This is a genomic window from Pseudomonas putida (assembly GCF_028682455.1).
In the GTDB taxonomy this organism is placed as follows: Bacteria; Pseudomonadota; Gammaproteobacteria; order Pseudomonadales; family Pseudomonadaceae; genus Aquipseudomonas; species Aquipseudomonas putida_AA.
In genome coordinates this window covers 97,649-123,960 of record NZ_JANHLD010000001.1, presented here as the reverse complement: position 1 = coordinate 123,960, position 26,312 = coordinate 97,649, and the positions used below count along the sequence as shown (strand labels likewise).

The 26,312-nt window shown below is 54.0% G+C and carries 22 protein-coding genes; all 22 read right to left on the bottom strand.

Annotated features, from left to right (window positions below):
* Positions 1-254: 254 nt before the first annotated feature.
* Positions 255-1,472, bottom strand: coding sequence for an O-antigen ligase family protein (locus NPS58_RS00570; protein ID WP_274112702.1), 1,218 nt, complete (start codon positions 1,470-1,472; stop codon positions 255-257).
* Positions 1,473-1,505: 33 nt separating this feature from the next.
* A complete protein-coding gene (locus NPS58_RS00565) occupies positions 1,506-2,885 on the bottom strand; it encodes an undecaprenyl-phosphate glucose phosphotransferase (RefSeq protein ID WP_274112700.1) in 1,380 nt (459 codons plus the stop codon).
* Between the two features lie 194 nt (positions 2,886-3,079).
* Positions 3,080-3,994 carry a glycosyltransferase gene (locus tag NPS58_RS00560; protein ID WP_274112698.1) on the bottom strand — a complete coding sequence of 305 codons (915 nt, stop codon included), beginning with the start codon at positions 3,992-3,994 and terminating at the stop codon, positions 3,080-3,082.
* Positions 3,995-4,072: 78 nt separating this feature from the next.
* A complete protein-coding gene (locus NPS58_RS00555; protein WP_274112697.1) occupies positions 4,073-5,152 on the bottom strand; it encodes an acyltransferase family protein in 1,080 nt (359 codons plus the stop codon).
* Between the two features lie 37 nt (positions 5,153-5,189).
* Entirely contained in the window at positions 5,190-6,359 is a 1,170-nt protein-coding gene (locus tag NPS58_RS00550; protein ID WP_274112695.1) for a hypothetical protein, read from the bottom strand.
* On the bottom strand, positions 6,356-7,486 hold the full coding sequence (locus tag NPS58_RS00545) for a glycosyltransferase (protein WP_274112692.1): 1,131 nt from the start codon (positions 7,484-7,486) through the stop codon (positions 6,356-6,358). The genes NPS58_RS00550 and NPS58_RS00545 overlap by 4 nt, the downstream gene beginning before the upstream one ends.
* A 72-nt stretch (positions 7,487-7,558) precedes the next feature.
* The gene (locus tag NPS58_RS00540; protein ID WP_274112690.1) at positions 7,559-8,791 is read right to left on the bottom strand and encodes an oligosaccharide flippase family protein; all 1,233 of its coding nucleotides are present in this window, start codon (positions 8,789-8,791) and stop codon (positions 7,559-7,561) included.
* An 18-nt stretch (positions 8,792-8,809) separates the two neighbouring features.
* On the bottom strand, positions 8,810-9,979 hold the full coding sequence (wecB, locus tag NPS58_RS00535; protein ID WP_274112688.1) for a non-hydrolyzing UDP-N-acetylglucosamine 2-epimerase: 1,170 nt from the start codon (positions 9,977-9,979) through the stop codon (positions 8,810-8,812).
* A 277-nt stretch (positions 9,980-10,256) separates the two neighbouring features.
* On the bottom strand, positions 10,257-10,952 hold the full coding sequence (locus NPS58_RS00530; RefSeq protein WP_274112686.1) for a hypothetical protein: 696 nt from the start codon (positions 10,950-10,952) through the stop codon (positions 10,257-10,259).
* 144 nt (positions 10,953-11,096) lie between these two features.
* The gene (locus NPS58_RS00525; RefSeq protein WP_274112684.1) at positions 11,097-12,467 is read right to left on the bottom strand and encodes an ISL3 family transposase; all 1,371 of its coding nucleotides are present in this window, start codon (positions 12,465-12,467) and stop codon (positions 11,097-11,099) included.
* On the bottom strand, positions 12,464-12,829 hold the full coding sequence (locus NPS58_RS00520; protein ID WP_274112682.1) for a hypothetical protein: 366 nt from the start codon (positions 12,827-12,829) through the stop codon (positions 12,464-12,466). Before NPS58_RS00520 ends, NPS58_RS00525 begins: the two co-directional genes overlap by 4 nt.
* Before the next feature lie 14 nt (positions 12,830-12,843).
* Positions 12,844-13,239 carry a BRO-N domain-containing protein gene (locus NPS58_RS00515; RefSeq protein WP_274112680.1) on the bottom strand — a complete coding sequence of 132 codons (396 nt, stop codon included), beginning with the start codon at positions 13,237-13,239 and terminating at the stop codon, positions 12,844-12,846.
* 325 nt (positions 13,240-13,564) lie between these two features.
* Positions 13,565-13,990 (bottom strand): Wzz/FepE/Etk N-terminal domain-containing protein, encoded by a 426-nt coding sequence (locus tag NPS58_RS00510; protein ID WP_274112678.1) that lies wholly within the window; start codon positions 13,988-13,990, stop codon positions 13,565-13,567.
* Positions 13,991-14,433: 443 nt separating this feature from the next.
* A complete protein-coding gene (locus NPS58_RS00505) occupies positions 14,434-14,655 on the bottom strand; it encodes a lipopolysaccharide assembly protein LapA domain-containing protein (RefSeq protein ID WP_274112676.1) in 222 nt (73 codons plus the stop codon).
* Positions 14,656-14,679: 24 nt separating this feature from the next.
* Complete coding sequence (ihfB, locus tag NPS58_RS00500) at positions 14,680-14,976, bottom strand: integration host factor subunit beta (protein WP_274112674.1); 297 nt, start codon at positions 14,974-14,976, stop codon at positions 14,680-14,682.
* A gap of 259 nt (positions 14,977-15,235) precedes the next feature.
* Complete coding sequence (gene rpsA, locus NPS58_RS00495) at positions 15,236-16,915, bottom strand: 30S ribosomal protein S1 (RefSeq protein ID WP_028943677.1); 1,680 nt, start codon at positions 16,913-16,915, stop codon at positions 15,236-15,238.
* 126 nt (positions 16,916-17,041) lie between these two features.
* Entirely contained in the window at positions 17,042-17,728 is a 687-nt protein-coding gene (gene cmk / locus NPS58_RS00490) for a (d)CMP kinase (RefSeq protein ID WP_274112671.1), read from the bottom strand.
* Entirely contained in the window at positions 17,725-19,965 is a 2,241-nt protein-coding gene (locus NPS58_RS00485; RefSeq protein WP_274112670.1) for a bifunctional prephenate dehydrogenase/3-phosphoshikimate 1-carboxyvinyltransferase, read from the bottom strand. Before NPS58_RS00485 ends, cmk begins: the two co-directional genes overlap by 4 nt.
* A 44-nt stretch (positions 19,966-20,009) precedes the next feature.
* The gene (gene pheA, locus NPS58_RS00480) at positions 20,010-21,104 is read right to left on the bottom strand and encodes a prephenate dehydratase (protein ID WP_274112669.1); all 1,095 of its coding nucleotides are present in this window, start codon (positions 21,102-21,104) and stop codon (positions 20,010-20,012) included.
* Positions 21,104-22,189, bottom strand: coding sequence for a 3-phosphoserine/phosphohydroxythreonine transaminase (gene serC, locus NPS58_RS00475; protein WP_274112668.1), 1,086 nt, complete (start codon positions 22,187-22,189; stop codon positions 21,104-21,106). Before serC ends, pheA begins: the two co-directional genes overlap by 1 nt.
* A gap of 99 nt (positions 22,190-22,288) precedes the next feature.
* Entirely contained in the window at positions 22,289-24,916 is a 2,628-nt protein-coding gene (gene gyrA / locus NPS58_RS00470; RefSeq protein ID WP_274112667.1) for a DNA gyrase subunit A, read from the bottom strand.
* 279 nt (positions 24,917-25,195) lie between these two features.
* A complete protein-coding gene (gene mtnA, locus NPS58_RS00465; protein WP_274112666.1) occupies positions 25,196-26,272 on the bottom strand; it encodes an S-methyl-5-thioribose-1-phosphate isomerase in 1,077 nt (358 codons plus the stop codon).
* Between the last annotated feature and the right edge of the window lie 40 nt (positions 26,273-26,312).

Here is a 26,312-nt window from a genome sequence, read left to right as displayed (position 1 = left end):
AGGCAGGTAAAGTGCCTGGAAGGAAAGCAAAAGAAATGTCAGCGTCACGATACTTATCCCGAAACCCTCGACCTTTACCGTCACCGCTGTAAAAAATAAACGCTGGAATATGGATAATGTAAATACCGGTCGAAATGACACTGAGCAGAATGCCACTTCAGCTGCCTGCGAAATCGACGGAATGCCTGAACACAACGAAAAAAATCAACACACCCTTGGTGCTGGACAATCTTGAGTCCCGCACAGAACTCCCCTTATCGAGAATGATCTCGGCTAACCACAGCCAACAAGATGGCGACCGGCATCCAAAATACAGTCCAGAAATCACCGGGCCGAGTGAACAACCGCTCGACATCGGTCAACATAACAATCAAAGAAAAGATGTAGGCAGGATAAGCCAAGCGAACCCAGCCCTCATCTTTCTGTTGCCACCCTTTAAAAAGCAGCCAGCATACTCCGGAAAGTAGAAATAACAGTGAGATCAAACCACTATCGTATACCTGTTGCAGATACAAACTGTGTGCATGGGGTGATACCGTGACGCCATTCTCCCACAGGTACTCAAAAGGCGTCCCCAAACCATGCCCGAACAACCAATGACCGGGCATCACCTCAAGATAGTAATCCCAAATAGCACCCCGCCCCGACAACTTGTTTTGTTGGAACTCGATAACGAGCTGTGGCCAGAAACTGCCGATTGCAACGAGTGCCGCCCCCCCAGCCAGGACCAGGGACCACCAACCGCGGCGCGTCCTTTGTATGAAAACCGCAACAATGACTGCGATCACCAACCCTATCCAGGCGCCTCGGGTATAGGTCAACAAAACATAAAGCGAGATAATCATAAAACAGCCAAAAAACCACACCGACGCCCAGCGGCCCGTGGTCCTGTCGATAGCAATGCCGAATGCCCATGTCGCCATGGCACCATAGAAAATACCTGCAGCCACAGGCCATCTGAAATCGGCAAAATCACGCCATCCGAGGCGGTCTATACGAAAGGCACGATAAGCGAGCGGTCGATCAAGTACAACGTACTGATAGATCAAACTTGCCAACGCCCCGAACGCTACGATGCCAATGCCTGCCAGCAAAGCACGACGCAGGTAGCGATCATCTTGCATGAGTAGCGCGACTGCCACCAGAAACAATCCAATGAACAATCCGCGCTTGGCTAATGAGAGGGCGCTGTCATCGCTGCCCGATGCCCATATCGTCGTCAGCGCTACCCACGCCAGATACAGAATCCACGGAAGATAAATCGCACGAAGCTGGACTGCGCGACGCACGACGACACGGTAAAGAACTACGCAAAGGGCAGGAAAGAGCAGGAAAAGGTAAACTTGTGTGTTACGCGCACTACTGGACTCAATAAAAATCTTTCCAGCCATTTGGATAAAAAAACCCAGCGCCATAATAAACAATGCGACGCTGCTAAACCTCCCCCTACTAACCAGTTCAACCACTCTCATCACTGATACTCGCCCAAAGCAAAACCCACTTAATCAAAATGCGTTTTTATTAATAAAACCTTTGAAAAAGGTCAAAATTATAATTTTTAAATCGAGCCACAGAGACCAGTTATCAATATACCAAAGGTCATATTCGACACGCTTCTGCATTTTTTCCAAGGTATCAGTCTCGCCGCGATAACCACTGACCTGAGCCCAACCGGTGATGCCAGGCTTTACCTTATGACGCTTCATGTAAGACTCAACCAGCTCTTTGTAATACTCATTATGTGCGAGCGCGTGAGGACGAGGCCCAACAATGGACATGCGCCCTTGCAACACATTAAAAAACTGAGGAAGCTCATCGAGGCTGGACTTACGCAAAAACGCGCCTACTCGGGTGACTCGTACATCACCGCGCGTCGCTTGTTTCACCGAAGTATCCGCGTGAACCACCATGGAACGAAATTTGTAAACCTTGAATCGCTTTCCATTAATCCCGGTACGATACTGCTTGAATAGCACAGGCCCTGGTGAAGAAAACTTGATAGCTGCCGCAATAACGGCACAGACCGGTAGTATGAGTAGCGAGATCAAGCCTCCCAAAAGAATATCTTCGACTCGCTTGAGCACACGAGCAGGTCCATCCATTGGACTACAACTCAAATCCAGCGAATAGAGCCCGGCAATATGGCTGACTTTGTGATTCAGTAGGCGGATGTCATCCCATTCAGGGATGAATCGAACCGCGACAGTATGGTGACGAAGTGCATACAGGATAGAACGAACGAGACCGCCTTCGCTCAACGGCAGACAAAGCCATACTTCATGAACGTTTGCCTCATCGGCAGCGGCAATAAGTTCATCCAACCACACGTCGCCATGACCCAATGGAATTTCACGAACTAACTTGAACCCATCTTCCCTGAGCGAATCTTGGTCACGCAACTGATCACTAGCACTACCGCCAGTGCCGACTAGCAAGACGCTCTTTAGATTATGGACCGAGCTCCGTATCTTCCGAAGGAAATAATACAAACCAACTCTGAATGCTAAGCTTACCCCCCATCCGATGCTAAGCATGGCAACAAACCAGATACGAGAATAATTATCTGACAGCTTCAACAGAAAAGGAAGTGAAAACAGTATGCCCGCAGCCGCCATCCAACAGACAACCAGAGTGCCGATTTGTCGCCAGAGAGACAGCCCACGTTGTGAGCCGTAGACACCACCTATAGCCAAGCAGGTCACAGTGATAATAGCCGTAACCATAGTCGCTGAGTTGTAACGTCCGCTCATATCGAAACTATCGAATCGATATCCGTATGCCAATATCCCAGCAGCAATTACGACTAACATATCTAACAACGCAACCAGGAAGGGAACTGGGTAACGTTCCGCAAATATCGGTTGGTGTCGGTGTATAGCTCGCATTTAAATTTACTTCCTCCAGTACTCTAGCATTCCTACAGGCAGTCATAAAATCTAAACTGCTTCGATCAACTCACGTCTGCCTGTGCAGAACACAGTGTCAGGCGAAACATTCAACGCTCTTGGCACGGCGAACGATTTACCACAATTCATCGTCAAGCTCCAGAGAAACCAGCGTGCGCCTCCCTCTAGGCCTACTACGCCCAGGTATCCCAGTACCGCTTATGCATGCTGAGTTTTTTCTTCAGTGCTAGCGGCAGACTCTGCTCGCGCATACCGAGCTTGAAGCCAAGCAGCTTGATGGCGTTACGAAAAAATGCCTCAGGCCAAAGGTACGAATGCCTCAACGACAAGAATCGGAGCTCCGACTTAACATAGCGCAAGCCTTCACCACCCGCCCCGCCAAAAGCCTGACGAATCCAAGGTTCTCTTGCATGGAAGACACCTTGATCAAAATAACGACAAAACTCTTGTTTGATCGAATAATTGTGAGAGTGTCGGCATACCGCCTCACTGGCGTAGGCGACTTTCCAGCCCTTTAAAAGCATCTTGGCTGCTACATACATATCCTCAGAAAGTATGACATGCGTAGGAAACCCCCCCACATCGCGCAACGCGTCACCGCGATATGCTGAAAAAGAGTTAGACATAAAAGGAGTTTTAATCCCTAACTCAGAAGAATCCGAAAGGCTTTTCACACGGGAATGATCAGGATAATTGAACAAACGTGCGTGCTTGGCCAGCAACGTTGCGTCGAGATGACCAAGCTGCCGACCGCATACAGCTCCCACCTCCGGATCATTGAAGGGCTTGACCAGATTACAGATGGCATTTGTATTTTCAAGAAAGGCATCTTGGGTAAGAAACACATACACATCGTAGCCCGCATTGACGTCTACCATCATCTGGCGTGTGCCACCATGATTAAACTCAGAACCTGAAATGACTTTCAGGTTCAAGCCATACTCAATAGACGCCTCTTGGGTTCCGTCACTAGAACTGGAGTCAACAATAAACACATCCATCTCAGCGGTTTGTTTGGCCAAAGAGCCAATCAACCTGAGAAAGTCATTCCGTCCGTTATAGGTTGGAACAATACAAGCCACTTTCAAGTCGAGTACCTTCTGTAAGAGTCAGCGAAAAGCGCGAGAGCAATAGATAACAAACTCGCGCGTGCAATACCCGAGGGCTCACACGCGACCTGATTGACTGTTACTCACCCGAGATAAGGATTCATTGATCAACTTTGCCAAATTTGAGCCGTAACGAATGAACCTAAATTCGATCAGGTGCCAGGAAAGGAAACCTAGCAATAGACAGATCAAGATACCGGCCATTTGATTGAAGTGGACTCCCAAATCCAAGAAGTGGTGCGCCAAAATCTGCTGAACCGGGAAGCCCCAAAGGTACACCCCGTAAGAAATATCTACTCGCGTCTTGAGCAACAACATGAGCCGAAGGCCCGAGACATACAACAACGTGATAAAAATTGAGACATAGAGGAAGTATTTTGATAGCGCCAGATCTTTCGTCACAATGTAGGCGAGCCAGCTAAGTGCCAGAACACCGAAGTGCAAATCAAACAGATCTTTGTAGAGCGCGATCAATGCGCCAAATGCGAAACACTGCATCAAAAGAGGCTGATGCATAACAGGATGGAGCCCGTCCGGCTGTAAAAAATGGAGGCTAGTTATTACCAACAGGAGTGCCAACGTTCCGACAAACCGATCTCTGAATATACCTAAAACAAAAAAAAGTAAAAGCGCCAGATAGGCCGCCACCTCGTAATATAGCGTCCACAAAGAGCCGTTTACGGCAGCCTCGTATGGCAAGTCAAAGAAAACGCCTGGCAGGTAATACCTGATATCAAGAACAAAATTTGACCAAATGTAATCAATCACATTGAACTGGGAACTTTTAAAGTAATCAACAACCCCAAGCGTGCTATACAAAGGCCCTATAATTAATGCACTCACCAACACTACAAACATGAAGGCAGGCCAAATTCGAAAAAATCGAGAAATCGCAAATGAAACGATATCTTTTTTTACCAGCAAGCTGTTGGTGACTACCAACCCACTTATGAAAAAGAAAATCTTGACCGCTAGCGATCCCGTATAATCAAATCCTAACAGGTTTTGTATAAAATCCGAATACCCTGCTTCAGGTGCAATAGAATACGCGTGACCATAAATCACCATGCATGCAGCAACAACCCGAATCACATCGAGATTGCTGGCGTTACGCCTCAATAGATTCTGAACAAGCAATTAATGTCACCTACGAAATAATTATTTAATGACACCCTCAAGGATATCGCCACGCTGCACTATTTGGAGATACAACTAACGATCTCAAAAACATCACACCCAGGATAAAAGGCAGAACCTCCGTCGACTGATACACCAACGACTGCAACAGCACAGAGACCAGAAAAAATTTAAAGTATCTTTCTGGACTTATCTGATACATGTAAATAAAAAACCCAAAAAACACCAAAGAGCCTACGAACCCAAAGTTGACCATGTTTTGCAATACACTCGATTCTACTACGTAGGACTTCGCGCCAGCCAGGTTAGCAGTCAAGTTGGTAGCCATCCCGAAATTACTACCAAACAGTAAATTCGACTCAGAGATGACTTTCATTCCGAATGCCCAAGCGGCAATCCGATCGTCGTTCCCTATGCCCTGCGTATCAAGCGCAGAGACCGCACGCGCCCACAAGATATCGGCCAACCCGGTAATTATCAAAATAACTACTACAACCACAAGCATCAATAGCGCGTATATCAATCGCCTGTAACTCAACCGAAGCCTTCCGGTAAGCAGAACATGTGCCATCATAAGCGCAATGTACGCCAACACCAGCATCATTCCTGATCGCGAAAACGCCAGAAACACACTCGCGAACGCAATAAGTGTAACGAAACTCAAACGCTGTTTTAACACCTGAAGGAACACCCCCAGCATCACCATGATGAGCGGGTAATGAAGGTAGCTGCCAGTAATTGAAGAGGGGCGCGCTAGGTTGCCTGGAATTCCATATGCCGGTGTTGCACCTGGGAGATCAATCAATCTGAATTCCTGCAGTGTAGCCAGGATAAACAGAAGGAGTATCAAAACTGCAATTGAACGCTCAATCTCTCGCAGCACCAAACCTTCACATCGCACAGAATAAAAAACAAAAAATGAAAATGCGATAGCAACGGGGTAGACGACATAAACTGCGTAAAGGAGATCAGGCGTGCTACTTAGCGTAATGGAGAGTGAAATGAATGAAGTGAAAATAAAAGCCAATGACAGGAACAGCACAGGCATCCGCGCCCTGAAAGTTATTCCATTACCCAAGTAAAAACAAAGAACACCAACATAGAATCCAAGGAGCGAGGCCAAATACGCCAACGGCTTTGGCATTACTATCTCAAGACCACCTCTTGAGCAAATGGAGAGCAGAGCGAAAAAAAGCGCCCAGTTCACTTCTTTGACTCCAGTATCACACCGCGAAGACGCTCGGCGACATCTTCATAGTACGTGGTACACTGCTGATCCCAATACTCATTCAATGCCCTGCCCGGTTTGAAACCTTTCAATCTGGCCACCAGTGCATTGCTAATCACATCATCGACTATCAACTCTTCTCCCAGCTTGTCGAGTACGACACCCGTGTGGTTTTCGTCCACGAACCGGGCCTGTGGGATAATTGAGTTAGTCAGCACTGGAACCTTGAAACACAAATGCTCATAAAATTTGTTCGGCGCAGCATAACGATGCAAACTGACACTAGGGTCATAATACATCCAAGAAAAGTCAACGTTCTTATAAAGAGCCCCTAATTGGTCAGGCGCATAACGCCCCAAAAAGCTAATATTTTCAGCCTGATCAGATAAATTCTTGACGTACGATTTTAATGGACCATCTCCAGCCACCGACACCTGAATGCTATCGGCATTGGAGCGCGCAAAATCCATCAATAGATTAAGCCCCCGGCTACCATCCAACGTTCCGAAGTAACCAATGACCACTCTATTGGATTCATGGAGCGAACCACAGTTGGTCGCATCTTTCTGCTTCCGAATGAAAGATGGCATATTTTCAATTACAAAAGCATTAACCCTATCAAGGTTCACGCCAATCGAATCTTCATAGTATTGAACTCTGCACGCGTGTGGAAAAGTTGCCAACGTAGCCCTTATGATGAAAAAAAACTCAATCTTATCGATCAAGCGGCTGAAGGGTAGCTTTTTAAATCTTGCTTGAGACGCAGGATCCACAACATCAAAGATTAACGTTGTGCGCTTGAAAAAACTTCCCAACCAGACAGGCACAAACGTATCCAGATCCATGCACATGCAGGTATCGCGCCCCTTGATCTTTAACAAAGAAAACAGAAAAAGGTAGATCAAATATAGTGGGTACTTCAATATCATCCACCCACCATCCTTAGCAAATGGATAACTTACTACATCCCTACCTGCATAATCGCTTTTATCTTTTTTTTCCCACGTATGAAACTGAACTTGATCAAAAAAACTTCCATTCCGTACTGTGCGAGAGTCCGCAACCAGTGGAAGCCCTCTAAATATGAAGACCTTATTTTCGTCCAAACCTTGCTCCCCATCAATGCCCGTACTCTTGTTGGTTTTATAGTAAGCCAACTTAATAAATCACAATCAAGGTCAACCAACAAAACGTCTGCGTCTTACCAAGTGAAAGATGTTTCCCAGAAGCAAGACCACCAACGAGCTTTCAGCCAGCACTAGAGCAAGCACGACAGCGTTGACAGGAGAGCTTGCACTACCAAAAAACAAGACAGCAACAAAAACTAACGCAGAAACTTTAAAACTTATTGCATAACGGACTGCAGCACCGCTCGCGCTAAGGGTTTGGATCCCGGCCACGTTATTGAAGATACTCAAAAACGCCCACAACAACAGCAGAGGAACGAGGCTCTTAGCTTCCTCCGGAATAGTGAACACATCGAACCAAATTCCTTGCGTCAAGGCCACGAAGGATACTGCAAGCACAGCTAATGTAAGCATTACTGCTCCTGACAACAGAACGCTACGCAACCCAGACTCAAATGAAGTCGCAAATTTTTTGCTGTTGAGTGGGTAGAGTGCCTGACTGATCGGTGTAAACATACCCAAAACTGCTTTCACAACCCGCTCGACCGCAGCGTACACACCTACTACTTGAGGCGTTGCCGTAGCGCCCAGCCAAAGTATCCCTCCATTGCTAATAACCATCGAGAGCATGGACGTCGAAAACAATGGCCAACCTGCCCTCAACTGTTGAAAAATATCTTTTGCACGCATTTCGCGTGGGCGACACAATTGTCGACAGGCAAGGTAGTTGCCAACAAACAACAAGGGCAATAGCGACAGCAACTGAAGGAAGAGAACCTGTTTCACCGTGGAACTACCATCGATCAAAATATACACAGATATAATGAATACAACCCGGAGCGCCACACCTAGGATAGTGATACCACGTAATTTTTGTAAGCCTTGAAAATACCAGTTCGGGATCAACGCCAGCGCTATACCTGCGAGAACCGCGAAAATTGCAGTTATCGGGACAATATTCAAGATCAAGCAAAACAACGCCACAAAAAGCACAACAAACGCCATGAGTAACTTGGCAACAGTGACCTGAAAAAAGATATTTGATAGCCGACCTGAATCATTGTTGGCGGTCGCCACTTCCCGTGTTCCGGAAAATGAAAACCCATATTCAACGATGGCTTGGACATATAAAAGAACCGAGTACCAGAATGCGTACTCGCCAAAGCCAGAAACACCTAAATATTTGATCAAATGAAACATAAGGAACAAAGGGACGAGATAGTTCATCCCCTGAACCATAATCAGATAAATGGCATTTACTGCGCTTTGGCGATAGTCCTGCATTCTACTTCCAGCCCAACACTAAATTTTCAGCAACGCTTCGCATATGCGATTACATGCTTTGCCATCACCATAGGGGTTATGCGAATGACTCATCGCCCCGTAATACTCTTCGTCTATCAAGAGTCGAGTTAGTTCGTTTACGATACTGTGGGTCTCTGTACCAACCAACTTTACCGTTCCCGCAGCAACTGCTTCCGGTCGTTCCGTGGTATCACGCATCACCAACACCGGTTTGCCCAAGGAGGGGGCCTCTTCCTGGATGCCACCTGAATCGGTCAGGATAATATACGAGCGACTCATCAGGTAGACGAACGGCAAATAATCTAACGGCTCAATCAGGTGAACGTTTTCAATATTGCTGAGTAGCCTATTGACAGGCTCTCGTACATTAGGGTTCAAATGCACAGGATAGACAATCTGCACTTCAGGATTGGCTCGGGCCACCTCTGCCAAGGCGTTGCAAATACGCTCGAAACCATCGCCGAAACTTTCTCTGCGATGGCCGGTAACCAAAATAACCTTACGGGCGGGGTCAAGGAACTCAGTAGGACGTGCCGCAACCTTTCTGAGCTCTGAGTTACTCTCGAGCTTATTAACAACATCCAACAAGGCGTCAATTACGGTATTACCAGTAACAAGAATTCGACTGTCTAGCACGCCTTCAGCGATCAAATTGCTCCTAGAGTTTTCGGTAGGAGCAAAATGCAGACTTGCTAGAGCACCGGTTAATTTCCGGTTAGCTTCTTCTGGCCAAGGCGAATACAAATTACCTGTACGCAGTCCAGCTTCGATATGTGCGATTGGAATTTTATGATAGTAAGCAGCCAGACTAGCAGAGAGCGTTGTTGCTGTATCGCCGTGAACCAACACTACATCTGGCCTGTATTTTGAGAAGACAGACTTCAGCCCCTGCATAATGCTGGTAGTGACATCGGTCAAATCCTGTCCTGGCTTCATGATATCGAGGTCGAACTCAGGATCTAACCCAAAGAGATTCATTACTTGATCAAGCATTTCGCGGTGCTGACCGGTCACACACACCTTAGCTTCAAAGCGTGGGTCGCTTTTGAGAGCGAGAGCTAGGGGAGCCATTTTAATGGCTTCTGGTCGGGTCCCAAAAATGCACAACGTTTTCACATTAAACTCCAACTTTCTCTGACGCGGGCTCAAGTCCAGTTTCTGCGGCATCGGGGCTCGCGACCAGTTTGCTCACACGCTGCTTAATCGAGTTACCGAAACAACCCGACGACTAAATTCACTATCACGCGCTGAAAACCTTATACACAAGTTAAGCATTATAACTATACGCAGGGCCATAAATCGGATCGACGGATCTGAGGTTAAAACACAGTGACCAATAGCTTTCCCTCAAAAACCAAAGCACCCGGCAGTCGCGACGTCGCATGATAATCTATACTTCTTACGTCGAAAGCATAGCCGGACATTTTCTGAGACGCATTTTTGTCTAAGACATTCCCAGCTCTGCCTCTCGTCGAACGACAAAGTTTCGCATCAATGCCAACAGAACCCCCAAGGTCAGACCCGCCAATGCCCCTACCCCAATAATAATGGCCTTTTGGGGCTTTACGGGCTCATCAGGTAGTTGGACGGCCCCATCCTGGCGGTACACTTCGATCGACGCTGGATCAACTTCCAAAGATCGATAGAAGTTCAAAGACTCTTGTTGTTTACGGAGGTTTTCGATAAATGGGTCATCGGATGGTCTATTTCTCAGGTTTTCAACCTCAGCCATGAGAGCTTTGCTACCACGCATGTAAGTTAGCACCCCCCCCATCCCTGCGGACACTTCGGACGCTAAAGCACTATCGATGATAGGGGGCTTTTCCAAACCAATAGAGTTGGCGATCCTAATCGCTTCCGTCAGTTGAATGATCTGGTCCTCCCGATGCTTCCGTGTACTCTCACGTGCTTGGCGGATCTGCTGCTCAAGATTCTTCGCCTTGACCTTAGCGTCAGCTCTTACGTCCTTAATCAACTCCCGCTTGGCCCGCTCGCCTGCCTGCTGAGTGTACAATTCCACCCAATGAGCAGCCTGCTCTGGATCAGCCAAGCTAACCTGAACATAGATTTGATCAGGTGTTTCCTTGACCGAAACGATAGTCAAGGTGTGATTGAAGCGCTCGAACAGCTCCCCCTTCATTCCTCTCCGCTTATTCTCTGCCAGACTTGGCAAATAGACTTCTTCGAAGAAATCACGTCGTAGTGACTCTGACTGCAAGTTACGAACATAGGTGGCAAAGATTTTTTTGGGGTATTCATAAAAGCCTGTTGATGCAGGAGCTTCCTAACCCTCAGCCGAAGGCATCGGGTTGATGTTGATGGGAGGCTCCAGCAGGAACTCCAGCAGAGGACGAATGGGCGCCCCCATGTCGCGCATAGAGGGCGCCCGCCCTGCAAGGTTGGCATCTGTCGGGAGGCCGTAGCCCATAGTGAATGGCGATTCCCGGCGGGGCTTTTCCTTGCGCTTCATCTTGTGCTCGACCGAGAACAGAATCTTGGCGCGGAACATCTCGAAGGACATGCTGCGCGTGAGCCTATTCAGGTCTTTCATTTGCCGGTTCATCGATTCGGTGAAGGCATTGGTGTTGCGCTGCCCGTTACCGAAGTAGGCGAAGATTTCCGCCTCCCAATTGCTCATTGCTGTGGTCAGTGGTGCCCACTGCGGACGCTCCTCCGGCGTTAGGCTGGAATGCCAGCGCCGGTATTCTTCTTTGGCGTCAGACTCATTTTCCAAATTCCAGATGTTCAGGAACTCCTCCTTGAGACGGTAGGCCGCGCCCAGCTCCGGGAATTGGTTGAGCCAGGTATCGACCACCATCCTGTTCATCGGGTTCAGGTCGTGCTCGCGCATTAGCATCAGCTTTCGGTCGCCCTTGAGCGCCCTGCGGCGATGCTGTGACAGCCCGGCCTTCAGGCTTTTCCTGATCTTCTCCATGGCTTCATTGGCCATGCGCTGAATGTGGAACTTGTCCACCACGATGGTGGCCTGTGGCATCAGTGCCTTTGTCACCTCGCGGTAGGGGTTCCACATGTCCATGCACACAATCTCAATGTCCTTGCGGTCTTTGAGACGCGACAGGTAGGCCGTCACCTGTGGCTTGGTGCGTGATTCCAGCAGGTCGATGATGGTCTCCTCCTCGATGTTGGTAAGCACGCAGCGATAGGTGCGCTGCAGGTACAGCTCATCAATGCCCAGCACGCGGGGTGCGGTAGGCTTGTAGCGGTCTTTCTGCGCCTCGAAGTGGTCGCGGAACAAGGTACGGATGACCGACTCATTCACACCCACTTCACGGCCCACGTCACTATTGGTGCGGCCCACCGTGGCCTTGATGATGTAGTCGGCCAGCCGCCGGGTCATCCGGTTGCTCTCGGCCATCTCCGGCAGCGCCGGGCTGAACGTGGTGTTGCAGGCCCGGCACATGAAGCGGCGGCGAACCAGCCAGAGCGTGACCCACCGCCCGTGCAGCGGCAGGTCACGGAACTTCACCTGCTTCTTGCCGAATCTGACCACCTCGCCGCACGTCCCGCAGTTAGGGCAAACCTCGGGGTCGGGATATTCCACCTGGAAGCTGTATTCGTTCTCTTCCTCATGGAAGCCCACTACCGTAGCTTTGAGCGGGTGCAAAAGCGTTTGCGGGATGGCCAGATCACTCACGCCAGTTTCCTCGAAGAGTCGCGGCGCAAGCGCTCGCTAAAAGCGCCAAGATGGCAGGCTACGCGCTTGTTCAGCGCATCCAACATGTCAGGCAGTCGCTCCATCGGGACATGCTGGGCAATGTCGAAGTAGTCATCCTTGGCAAAGCTCACAACAGATGCATCACCAGGAATCAGGCGGCAGTTCATTTGACCGATGGAATTGAAGGACACCAACATGCGCTGACTCATCAGCGCATGGGCCAAGATGGCCTGGAGTACTTCGGTCTGCACGCCATCAATGTGGTGGCGTGTTTTGCCTGCCTTGATCGCCTCGTAGTAGGCATTGAGGTAGTCGTCGGCTACCTCACGCATAACTTTCATGGACGGGGCGTCTGTCACGTCCAAAGCGGGCGCGGCTTCGAATTTCTGGTAACCCCTGTCTTACGGATGGCTGGAAGAACTTCGTGGGTGATCCACCGCTTGAACCGCTTGGCCTCTTCCTTGCGGCTGGTCAGAATCAGGCTGTACAGGCCCGATTCGCTGACGATCATCACTTCCTGTGAGCCTCCAGGGGTGTAAACATTACTTACACCCTTTTCGTCATCATCCAGCCTTGACACTGCCATCCGTGGGTTGGTGTGTGCAAGTGCCGCGCACACATCAGCGGCAACAAACCAGATTTCGCCATCACGGTTGACCGTGCGAACTGGCAAGTGGTCAAAGTTGAAGGTCTGGTGCGGGGTGTCGTCAGTAGCGACGCCCTGAGGGAGCAGATTGGATTGAGCAGCCACGATGGCCTCCTAGAGATCGTTCAATTTCGCCTCCTGTTCAGAGAGGCGGCCGGGCGCTTGAACACCGCTCTAGGACGGCCCGCAGATTTCCCCCGAAGGGTCTTGTATAGCTGCGCGCCACCCGGCCATAAGCATGCATTGTCCCGCATTGGAAGGCAGCGCAAAACCTACGGACGTGAAAAAGCCGCTTTGACTTTCGGGAGCGGCTTCCGCCTAGAGAGGTGTGTTCAGCACCTGAGATGAACTCTAACGCCTTGCCCCATGACTGTCAACATCTTTTCTCGAAATCAAAAAGCAGTTGTAGCAACGGAGAGTCGGGAGACCATCAACAACCTTTTATGAATACCCTTTTTTTGGAGGTCAGCTTCTCGAAACCACTGTCCCCACCCCGACCGTAGTTTAGTTGCGAAATGTCATCCTGAGTGGGAGGCTGGACAAGGACTCGAGCCTGATAGATTGGCGTAGTCAGGAAGGCATAAGCCATCGCCAGCCCAGTTATGAGCAAAGCCGTCGATAAGATCAGCACTCTATACTTCCAGAGCCCCTCAGCCAGCTCCAGGAAACTCACCTCGTCACTGCCATTCAGGCGCTCAAGCTCGTTGGGCATAGATTCTTCTTTTCCTTTTCCCGTCAGTTTTTCTACATTTCTGGTCGTCTCACTCAGCCCCGCTAGCAGGCAATAACCGGCACAGGGTAAAGCATCGTCATTAACCAGTAAGCGCGCGGAGCTTCGCCCGAAGGCTTTGACCATGTGTAGAGGGGGACTTGCTCTATGAGTTCCTCCCTTCCCGACCAACCTACGCAGCTCTTTCGGCTGGCCAGCATGGAACTGTACCACAGGCGCCCATTGCACGTTCTGCAATCCGCTATGGACAATGACTGCTGCCGCCCCCCTGTGCTATTGAGCTCTTGAGCAGCCGCGCTTGCTCGGCACGCTCATTGAGAATCAGCTACTGCAGCTCAATCGTTTGCGACCTGGTCGAATGCTTGCTCGCCTTTTATCTTCACTCAGCTTATCGACTACCGACTGGAGATTGTCGTCGATGGCGCACCAGATCAGAACAAATCGCTCAGCACGACGGACAACCCACAGGGCACCAACCAAAGAGCTGATTACGCTGAGCCAGTTCGCTAGCAGGTGTCTTTTTAGCCAAGATCAGTCGACCAATGGCACCGACATCGCGCGCCCGACATTTATATGAGACGTCGCTTCGACGCAATCAGACCTAAAATCGGCCCAATCGCCAACCCAACCAGCAGCGCCAACAGCACGAACACCGAAACAGGAAGCTGTGGCAGTGACCAACCTAGGAAAACCAATGTCACTAACTGTTGATTTTCCAAAACAAATACCAAGCCCCCAACAACAATAACTATTAAGAACAAGGCAAGCAAAAACCGCTTAAAACTCTTCACAAACCCCTCCTATACACAACGCTATCAAGCCTTGTGTTCTTCATCTTCATTCACCCGATCCCGCAACTCCTTCCCCGGCTTGAAGTGCGGTACAAACTTGCCATCCAGGCTAACTGACTGGCCGGTCTTCGGGTTGCGCCCTACGCGCGGAGCCCGATAGTGCAGCGAAAAACTGCCAAAACCACGGATCTCGATGCGATCTCCGGTCGCAAGGCACTGCGACATTTGTTCAAGCATAGTCTTGATGGCTAGCTCCACATCCTTGGACGAGAGCAACCCTTGATGGGTGACAATACGTTCGATCAGCTCTGACTTCGTCATATTTTTCCCTTCTTTATCAAGCAGCTAGATCATTGCTTCCTTGTTTTTAGCATGGCTTGAGGGATTTGAACAGGGCGGTTATTGGCTTAGCCAAGGATGCTTGCTTCACCCTCCAACAGGGAGTTCATGCCCTACAGCATGATTTGCCATCAAACCCAGCCACCACAAGGGTTACAGCCTGGACCTCAAACCTGGCGCAGCCAAATGCCAGGCACAAAAAAGGGCGACCGAAGTCGCCCTTTTTTTATCCAAGCAGAACTTAGTTCTGTTTGGCCATTGCCTGACGCAGCAGCGCGGCCATGGTGGTGTCAGCAGCAGCTTCCGGAGCAGTTTCTTTCAGGCTCTGGATAGCTTCACGCTCTTCAGCATCGTCTTTCGACTTGATGGAGAGGCTGATCACGCGGCTCTTGCGGTCGACGCTGATGATCTTGGCTTCGATCTCTTCGCCTTCCTTCAGGACGTTACGCGCGTCTTCAACGCGGTCACGGCTGATTTCGGAAGCTTTCAGAGTGGCTTCGATGTCGTCGGCCAGGGTGATGATGGCGCCTTTGGCGTCAACTTCTTTTACAACACCCTTAACGATTGCACCCTTGTCGTTCGCTTGAACGTACTCGGAGAACGGATCGCTTTCCAGCTGCTTGATGCCCAGCGAGATACGCTCACGCTCTGGATCAACAGACAGGATGACGGTGTCCAGCTCGTCGCCCTTCTTGAAGCGACGTACGGCTTCTTCGCCGACTTCGTTCCAGGAGATGTCCGACAGGTGAACCAGGCCGTCGATGCCGCCGTCCAGACCAATGAAGATACCGAAATCGGTGATCGACTTGATGGTGCCGGAGATCTTGTCGCCCTTGTTGAACTGGCCAGAGAAGTCTTCCCATGGGTTCGACTTGCACTGCTTGATGCCCAGGGAGATACGACGACGCTCTTCGTCGATGTCCAGAACCATGACTTCCACTTCGTCGCCGACTTGTACGACTTTCGAAGGATGGATGTTCTTGTTGGTCCAGTCCATTTCGGAAACGTGTACCAGGCCTTCCACGCCTTCTTCCAGCTCTGCGAAGCAGCCGTAGTCGGTCAGGTTGGTTACACGCGCCATTACGCGGGTGCTTTCTGGGTAACGAGCCTTGATAGCAACCCATGGGTCTTCACCCAGTTGCTTCAGACCCAGGGATACACGGTTACGCTCGCGATCGTACTTCAGAACCTTGACATCGATCTCATCGCCAACGTTGACGATTTCCGATGGATGCTTGATACGCTTCCAGGCCATGTCGGTGATGTGCAGCAGGCCATCGACGCCGCCCAGGTCCACGAATGCGCCGTAGTCGGTGAGGTTCTTGACGATACCCTTGACTTGCTGGCCTTCCTGCAGCGATTCCAGCAGAGCTTCGCGCTCGGCGCTGTTTTCGGCTTCCAGGACGCTGCGACGGGAAACGACAACGTTGTTGCGCTTCTGGTCCAGCTTGATGACCTTGAATTCCAGCTCTTTGCCTTCCAGGTGGGTGGTGTCGCGCACTGGGCGGACATCAACCAGGGAGCCCGGCAGGAACGCACGGATACCGTTAACGTCGACAGTGAAGCCGCCTTTAACCTTACCGTTGATAACGCCCTTGACCACTTCTTCGGCGGCGAAAGCTGCTTCCAGAACAATCCAGCACTCGGCGCGCTTGGCTTTTTCACGGGACAGTTTGGTTTCGCCAAAGCCGTCTTCGACCGCGTCCAGCGCAACGTGAACTTCGTCACCGACCTTGATGGTCAGCTCGCCAGCTTCGTTGTAGAACTGCTCGAGCGGGATGACGCCCTCGGACTTCAGGCCAGCGTGTACGGTAACCCAGTCGCCGTCGATGTCGACAACGATACCGGTGATGATCGCACCCGGCTGAAGATTGAGGGTTTTCAGGCTTTCTTCAAAGAGTTCTGCAAAGCTTTCGCTCATTTTAATTCCTGTAGATTAGGGCGAGACATACGCCCATCAGCCACATTCCAGACAATGTGGGTTTCGTTCATTTAAAAGGAAAGCCAGCAGGACGTTGACTGGTGCCCCTGCTTGCTTCCCTGGTTATCAGGCGATATCGCGCAGTGCGATCTCGCTCTTGATACGTTCCAGCACCTGCTCGATGGACAACTCCGTGGAATCCAGCTGGATTGCATCGGCCGCCGGCTTGAGCGGGGCCACTGCACGCTGGGTGTCGCGCTCATCGCGCGCACGAATCTCATCTAGCAGACTCGACAGACTAACATCTTCGCCTTTGCCCTTCAACTGCAAGTAACGGCGACGGGCACGCTCCTCGGCGCTGGCGGTCAGAAATACCTTCAGCGGCGCATCCGGGAAGACAACCGTCCCCATGTCCCGGCCGTCGGCAATCAGACCCGGCGCTTCCTGGAATGCCCGCTGGCGCTGCAGCAAGGCATCGCGCACCGCAGGCAGCGCGGCAACCTGAGAAGCACCGGCCCCTACCGTCTCAGTGCGAATGACGTTGCTGACATCCTCACCCTCAAGAATGATCTGCTGCAACTTGCCGGGCTCTGCGGCGATGAACTGCACATCCAGGTGCGCAGCCAGTTTCACCAGCAGCTCTTCGTTGGTCAGATCGACGCCATGGTTGCTGGCAGCAAAGGCCAGCAAACGATACAGCGCTCCCGAGTCCAGCAATCGCCAGCCCAGCTCACGTGCCAAAAGACCAGCGACGGTACCCTTGCCCGAACCACTTGGACCGTCGATGGTAATGACTGGCGCTTTCAGGTTCACGACTTGCCCTCTTCTGCAACACGAATCCCGACCTCGGCACACAAAGCCAGGAAGTTCGGGAAGGAAGTAGCGACATTGGCGCAGTCGTGGATGCGGATCGGCGCAGTAGCGCGCAGCGAGGCCACGCTGAACGCCATGGCGATTCGATGGTCGCCATGCCCGTGCACTTCGCCGCCACCGATTGGGCCGCCGTCAATGATAATACCGTCCGGAGTCGGCTCGCACTTCACACCCAGGGTCAGCAGGCCATCAGCCATGACCTGGATCCGATCGGACTCCTTGACCCGCAGCTCTTCTGCACCACGCAGCACGGTACGGCCTTCAGCGCACGCAGCAGCCACGAACAATACTGGGAACTCGTCGATGGCCAACGGCACCAGGTGCTCGGGAATCTCGATACCCTTGAGCTTGGCTCCCCGCACACGCAGGTCGGCAACCGGCTCACCGCCCACTTCGCGCTGGTTCTCCAGGGTGATATCACCGCCCATCAGGCGCAGGATATCAATCACACCGGTACGCGTCGGGTTGATACCCACGTGCTCCAGCACCAGCTCCGAGCCCTGGGCAATCGACGCCGCAACAAGGAAGAACGCCGCGGAGGAGATATCTGCCGGTACTTCGATATGGGTTGCAGTCAACTTGCCGCCCGACTCGAGAGAGGCGGTAGGACCATCAACTTTCACGCTGTAACCGAAGCCGCGCAGCATACGCTCGGTATGATCGCGAGTCGGCGCAGGCTCTGTGACGGTGGTCTTGCCTTCGGCGTACAGCCCCGCCAGCAGCAGGCAGGACTTCACCTGGGCACTGGCCATCGGCAGCGTATAGGTCAGCGCCTTGAGCGCGTGACCACCGCGGATGGTCATCGGCGGACGACCCTCGGCCGCCGTTTCGATGACTGCGCCCATCTCCCGCAGCGGGTTGGCAACGCGGTTCATCGGCCGCTTGGACAGCGACGCATCGCCAGTCATCACGGTATCGAACGGTTGGGCAGCCAGCAAGCCGGACAGCAGGCGCATGGAGGTACCGGAGTTACCCAGGTAGATCGGGCCCGGCGGCGGCTTGAGGCCATTGAGGCCTACACCGTGAATGGTCACGCGACCATGATGCGGCCCCTCGATGACCACACCCATGTCACGGAACGCTTGCAGGGTCGCCAGGGCGTCTTCACCTTCAAGGAAACCTTCGACTTCGGTAGTGCCTTCGGCCAGGGAGCCCAGCATGATCGAGCGATGTGAAATCGATTTGTCGCCTGGTACGCGAATACGGCCAGACAGTTGGCCACCAGGATTTGCCAGGAAAATCAGGTCGTTGGAGTTCATAGCGTCCACATAGGCCCGACGGGCCAGGATTTTGCTGAAATGCTCGCGGGCAACCCGGGCGCGCGTAAAGACGCCCAGCAATTGGTGCCCATCCCCTGCATCGACCGCGTCGCGCAAGGCGTCGAGGTCACTGCGAAATGTATCCAGTGTGCGCAGGACAGCTTCGCGGTTGGCGAGAAAGATGTCATGCCACATGACCGGGTCGCTTCCAGCGATTCTTGTAAAATCGCGGAACCCCCCGGCAGCGTAACGGAAGATATCCAGGTTTTCATTGCGCTTGGCCAACGAGTCGACCAAGCCAAAGGCCAGCAGGTGCGGCAGATGACTGGTCGCCGCCAGCACTTCGTCGTGGCGCTCGACCTGCATGTGCTCGACATCCGCCTCCAGGGCGCGCCAAAGTCGGTCGACCAGGGCCAGGGCCGACGGATCGGTTTCCGCCAACGGGGTAAGAATGACTTTGTGGCGACGGAACAATGCGGTATTGGAAGCTTCCACCCCGCTCTGCTCGGAGCCGGCAATCGGATGGCCGGGCACGAAGCAAGCCAGTCGCTCGGCAAAGGCCTCGCGAGCGGCGCGCACCACATTGCCCTTGGCGCTCCCGACATCCGTCAGCACCGCACGCCCCAGATCAAGCTGGGCCAGGCGAGCCAGCAGCTTTTCCATGGCCAGGATCGGCACTGCCAACTGGATGACGTCGGCCCCCTCGCAGGCAGCGGCAAGGTCTTCTTCGCAGCGATCGACCACACCCAGCTCCACCGCCGCCTTGCGCGACTGCGGATCCAGGTCTACACCGACCACCTCACGGCACAAGCCGCTCTCTCGCAGCCCCTTGGCGAAGGAGCCACCGATGAGCCCCAGCCCGACTACCACCAGCCTGCCAATGATCGGCTCGACCTTGCTTACCACATGTTCAACCACGGAGCTGGACCCTGTTCAAAACTGCTTGTTCACCACGCATTGCCTCAAAGCACCGCTTTGGGATACGAGCCCAACACCTTGAGGGCCACGGCTTCCTGGCTGATTTGCTCCAGCACGGCCTTGATCAGCGGATCACGGTAATGCCCCATGAAGTCGATGAAGAACACATAGGTCCATTTGCCGCTGCGCGAAGGACGAGTTTCGATACGCGTCAGGTCGATGCCATTCTGGTGAAACGGCACCAGCAACTCGTGCAAGGCACCTGGCTTGTTGCTCATCGAAACGATGATCGACGTCTTGTCGTCACCGGTCGGCGGTACTTCCTGGTTACCAATCATCAAGAAGCGCGTGGAGTTGTCGGGGCGGTCTTCGATCTTCTCGGCCAGACGGGTCAAGCCATACAGGCCTGCTGCCATATCGCCGGCGATCGCCGCCGAATTCCACTCACCCTTGACGCGCTTGGCAGCCTCGGCATTGCTCGACACAGCAACACGCTCGACGTTGGGATAGTGCGCGTCCAGCCACTTGCGGCACTGGGCCAACGACTGGGCGTGGGAGTAGATACGGCTGATGCTGTCGGTCTTGGTGTTCTCGCCCACCAACAGGTGGTGGTGAATACGCAGCTCGACTTCGCCGCAGATGACCATGTCGTGCTCAAGGAAGCTGTCCAGGGTGTGGTTGACCGCACCTTCAGTAGAGTTCTCTACCGGGACCACGCCAAAGTTGACAGCACCGGCCGCCACTTCACGGAACACTTCGTCGATCGCTGCCATCGGCTTGCTGATCACAGCGTGACCGAAGTGTTTCATCGCCGCAGCCTGGGTGAAGGTACCCTCGGGCCCCAAGTAAGCGACCTTGAGCGGCTGCTCAAGGGCCAGGCACGAAGACATGATTTCACGGAACAACCGCGCCATCTCTTCATTGCCCAGCGGCCCCTGATTGCGCTGCATGACTCGCTTGAGCACCTGAGCTTCACGCTCAGGCCGATAGAAAATCGGCTCTTCACCGGCTGGCAGCTCGGCCATTTTGACCCGCGCCACTTCCTGGGCGCAGCGGGCACGGTCACTGATCAGCTCGAGAATCTTCTCGTCGAGGCTGTCAATGCGCACCCGCAGCGCCTTGAGTTCCTGCTCCGACATCAGCCGTGCTCCTTCTCGAATTCAGCCATGTAGGCAACCAGCGCCTCCACGGCATCCAGGCCCAGCGCGTTATAGATGGAGGCACGCATGCCACCCACCGAGCGATGGCCCTTGAGGTTGAGCAGGCCGCGGGCATCGGCACCAGCGAGGAAGGCCTTGTCCAGGCGCTCATCGGCCAGGCGGAACGGCACGTTCATCCACGAACGGGCATTGACGCTGATCGGGTTGGTGTAGAAATCGCTGCTGTCGATGAAACCGTACAGGCGGTCTTTCTTGGCGCGGTTGCGCTGCTCCATCGCCTCGACACCACCCTGCTCCTTCAGCCACTCGAAAACGAGGCCCGAGAGGTACCAGGAATAGGTAGCCGGGGTGTTGTACATCGAACCATTGTCGGCGGCGACCTTGTAGTCGAGCATGGTCGGGCAACTGCTGCGCGCGCGGCCGAGAAGGTCTTCGCGAACAATGACTACCACCAGGCCGCTCGGACCGATGTTCTTCTGCGCGCCAGCATAGATCAAGCCGAAATCGGAAACGTCGATCGGGCGAGACAGGATGTCCGACGACATATCGACCACCAGCGGTACGTCACCGGTCTGCGGTACCCAGTCGAACTCCAGGCCACCGATCGTCTCGTTCGAGGCGTAGTGTACGTAGGCTGCGTTGGGGGTGAGGTTCCACTCGTTCTGACCAGGGATAGCCAGGTAGTCATACGCCTTGGCGCTGGCGGCGACGTTGATGTTGCCGAAGCGACGGGCTTCCTCGATGGCTTTTTTCGACCAGATACCGGTTTCGATATAGTCGGCAGTGCCATTCTCAGGCAGCAGGTTCAACGGAATTTCAGCGAACTGTTGGCTCGCCCCGCCCTGCAGGAACAACACTTTGTAGTTGGCGGGAACGGACAACAGGTCACGCAGGTCCTGCTCGGCCTTTTCGGCGATCGCCACGTAGTCGTCGCTACGGTGGCTCATCTCCATCACGGACAAGCCCTTGCCATGCCAGTCCAGCATTTCGGCCTGGGCACGCTGCAGTACAGCGTCAGGGAGCGCAGCAGGGCCTGCGCAGAAGTTAAAGGCTCGTTTGCTCACATCCACTCTCGCTCTGCTCTTGATGTCCGTGGAGCAGGCCGGACGGCGCTATTGCGGCGCCATCACGACCACCCCACCAGGGTTGCGCTACTGCGTTGTTTATTCCTGCGGCGCCTCTTCGTCGCCAGCGGCCTGAGCCTCTGGTGCCTCGACGGTGTCGGCATCGCCTTCGTAATCCTCGTCGCCTTCCTCTTCGGATGGCTCCTGGACACGCTCCAGACCCACCAGGGTCTCGTCGCTGGCCAGCTTGATCAGGGTTACACCCTGGGTGTTGCGACCCAGGCTGGAGACCTCGCCGACGCGGGTACGAACCAGGGTGCCCTGGTCGGAAATCAGCATGATTTCCTCACCATCCTGCACCTGTACGGCACCGACCAGGCGACCGTTACGCTCGTTGCTGACCATGGCGATAACGCCCTGGCCACCACGTTTGTACTCGGGGAACTCGCCGATTTCGGTACGCTTGCCGTAGCCACGCTCGGACGCGGTGAGGATCTGGCTACCCTCTTCCGGAATGATCATGGAGATCAGCTTTTGGCCTTCGGCCAGGCGCATGCCGCGTACACCGCGGGCTGTACGGCCCATGGCGCGAACGTCGGACTCCTTGAAGCGGGTGACCTTGCCGGCGTCGGAGAACAACATGACCTCACGCTCGCCATCGGTGATGGCGGCAGAAATCAATACGTCGCCTTCATCCAGCTCCAGGGCGATCAGGCCGACGCTGCGCTGGCGACTGAAGGACTCCAGCGGAGTCTTCTTCACGGTACCGTTGGCTGTCGCCATGAAGATGAAGTGACCTTCGGTGTATTCCTCGACCGGCAACATGGTCGAGATGTACTCGCCCTCGTCCAGCGGCAACAGGTTGACCAGCGGTCGTCCACGCGCGGCACGGGAGGCTTCGGGAATTTCATAGGTCTTGAGCCAGTACACCTTGCCCTTGCTGGAGAACAGCAGCAGCGTGGTGTGGCTGTTGGCTACCAGCAGGTGCGAAATGTAGTCCTCGTCCTTGACGCCAGTGGCCGACTTGCCTTTACCGCCGCGACGCTGGGCCTGGTAGGCGGCCAGCGGCTGGGTCTTGGCGTAACCGCCGTGGGAGATGGTCACGACCCGGTCTTCTTCCGGAATCATGTCACCCAGGGTCAGGTCCAGGCGCGCATCGAGAATCTCGGTGCGACGCACATCGCCGTACTCGGCACGAATCAGTTCCAGCTCTTCGCGGATCACTTCCATCAGGCGCTCGGCGCTGCTTAGGATGCGAATCAGCTCGCCGATCTGGTTGAGGATCTCCTGGTACTCGGCCAGCAGCTTCTCGTGCTCAAGACCGGTCAGGCGGTGCAGGCGCAGGTCAAGGATGGCCTGGGCCTGTTCCGGCGAAAGGAAGTACTTGCCATTGCGCAGGCCGTACTGCTCGTCGAGGTTTTCCGGACGGCAGGAGTCGGCACCGGCGCGCTCGACCATCACCTGCACGGCGCTGGATTCCCAAGGCGTGCTGATCAGCGCTTCCTTGGCTTCGGACGGTGTCGGCGAGGCCTTGATCAGGGCGATGACCGGATCGATGTTGGACAGGGCTACCGCCTGGCCTTCAAGGATATGGCCACGCTCACGGGCCTTGCGCAGCTCGAATACGGTACGGCGGGTGACCACTTCACGGCGGTGACGAACGAACGCCTCGAGCAGGTCCTTGAGGTTCAGCACCCGCGGACGCCCATCGATCAGGGCAACGATGTTGATGCCGAAGACGCTCTGCAGCTGGGTCTGGGCGTAGAGGTTGTTGAGGATGACCTCAGGAACCTCGCCACGACGCAGCTCGATGACTATGCGCATGCCATCTTTGTCGGACTCGTCGCGCAGCTCGGTGATACCTTCGAGTTTCTTTTCCTTGACCAGCTCGGCGATCTTCTCGATCAAGCGCGCCTTGTTCAGCTGGTAAGGCAGCTCGGTGACGACGATCTGCTGGCGGCCACCGACCTTGTCGATGTCTTCGACGGTGGAGCGAGCGCGCATGTAGATGCGGCCACGACCGGTGCGATAAGCCTCGATGATGCCCTGGCGACCGTTGATGATGGCGGCCGTCGGGAAGTCCGGTCCCGGGATGAACTGCATCAGTTCATCGACCGTGATGTCGGCGTTGTCGATCAGCGCCAGGCAACCATCGATGACCTCACCGAGGTTGTGCGGCGGAATATTGGTCGCCATGCCCACGGCAATACCGCTGGAGCCGTTGACCAGCAGGTTGGGGATCTTGGTTGGCATGACCGCCGGGATCTGCTCGGTGCCGTCGTAGTTGGGCACCCAGTCGACGGTTTCCTTGTGCAGGTCAGCCAGCAACTCATGGGCCAGCTTGGTCATGCGCACTTCGGTGTATCGCATGGCCGCGGCGTTGTCGCCGTCCACCGAACCGAAGTTGCCCTGGCCGTCGACCAGCAGATAGCGCAGCGAGAACGGCTGCGCCATACGGACGATGGTGTCGTAGACCGCGGTATCACCGTGCGGGTGGTACTTACCGATCACGTCACCGACCACACGGGCGGATTTCTTGTACGGTTTGTTCCAGTCGTTACCCAGTTCACTCATCGCATACAGAACGCGGCGATGCACGGGCTTCAAGCCATCACGCGCATCGGGCAGTGCACGCCCGACAATGACGCTCATCGCGTAGTCGAGGTAGGACTGTCTCAGTTCGTCTTCGATATTGACCGGGAGGATTTCTTTGGCCAGTTCGCCCATGAGAAGCCTGATTCCTTTTTCTGGTGAAACCTCGTCACATCCATATGGGACGAACGAAGCTCGCCGCTGCAAAGTGTCTCCTTGCAACGACTTACGACAAATCAACGAGTTAAGCCATGGATCTGCGCAGTAAAGACGGCCCCGCGGGGCCACCTTGGAAACCGTCGGATGTTACCACAATCGCCCAGACGGTGGGAGTAGGGTGCGGCACTACTACCCTACTGCTCGTCAGTAACGCCCGTTAGCCGCCACAACAGGGCCGCAAGCGAAGGAAAAGACTCAATGCAAACGCTTGCGACACATCAACTGCGCCATCTTCACCGTATCTGGACGCTCGACGACACCCTTCTCGGTCACGATCACATCGATAAGGTCTGCTGGCGTCACATCGAATACCGGATTGAAGGCATCCACATCGGCCCCTACCTGCTTGCCATCGACCTCCAGCAGCTCACTGCCACTGCGCTCTTCCAGCAAGATGTCCTCGCCACTTTCCAGGTTCATGTCGATGCTCGAACTCGACGCCACGACCATGAAGCGAACCCCGTGGTGCATGGCATTGACGGCCAGTTGGTAGGTGCCAATCTTGTTGGCTACGTCGCCGTTGGCGGCAATGCGATCGGCGCCGACGATGACCCAGGTGATGCCCTTGGTCTTCATCAGGTGAGCCGCGGCGGAGTCGGCATTGACCGTCACTGCAATGCCCTCACCGGCCAACTCCCAGGCCGTCAGGCGCGAACCTTGCAGCCAGGGTCGGGTTTCGTTGACGTAGACCCGCTCGACCATGCCTTCCATAAAGGCGGCTCGAATGACGCCCAGCGCGGTGCCGAAGCCACCGGTTGCCAGCGCCCCCGTGTTGCAATGGGTCAGCAAGGCCTGTTCGTTGCCCTGGTGCTTGCGAATCAGATCGACGCCCATCTGGGCCATGGTCAGGTTGGCCTCGCGATCACTGTCATGGATAGCAACTGCTTCGGCTGCCATGATCGCCGCCACATCGTCACCCGCCTTGATGCGCAACAAGCGCTCGCGCATGCGGTTGAGGGCCCAGAACAGGTTGGCGCCAGTGGGGCGCGCCTGCACCAGTAGCTCGAAATCCTCTTCCAGGGCCATCTCCCAGTCATCGCCTTCCGTCAGGCGCTGGCGCACGGCCATGGCAAGCCCATAAGCCGCGCTGATACCAATGGCGGGGGCACCACGCACCGTCATGGAACGAATGGCCTGGGCCACCTCGGCAGCATCGGTACAGGCCTGCCAGGTCTGCTCGAACGGCAACGCGCGCTGATCAAGCAGGTACAGGACGCCATCACGCCAATCGATAGCGCTCACCTTCTCTGCCGCCAGTAGTCGATCGCGCATGCCTCACCCCGTCATTCGGACATCAAAAGCGGACGATTAT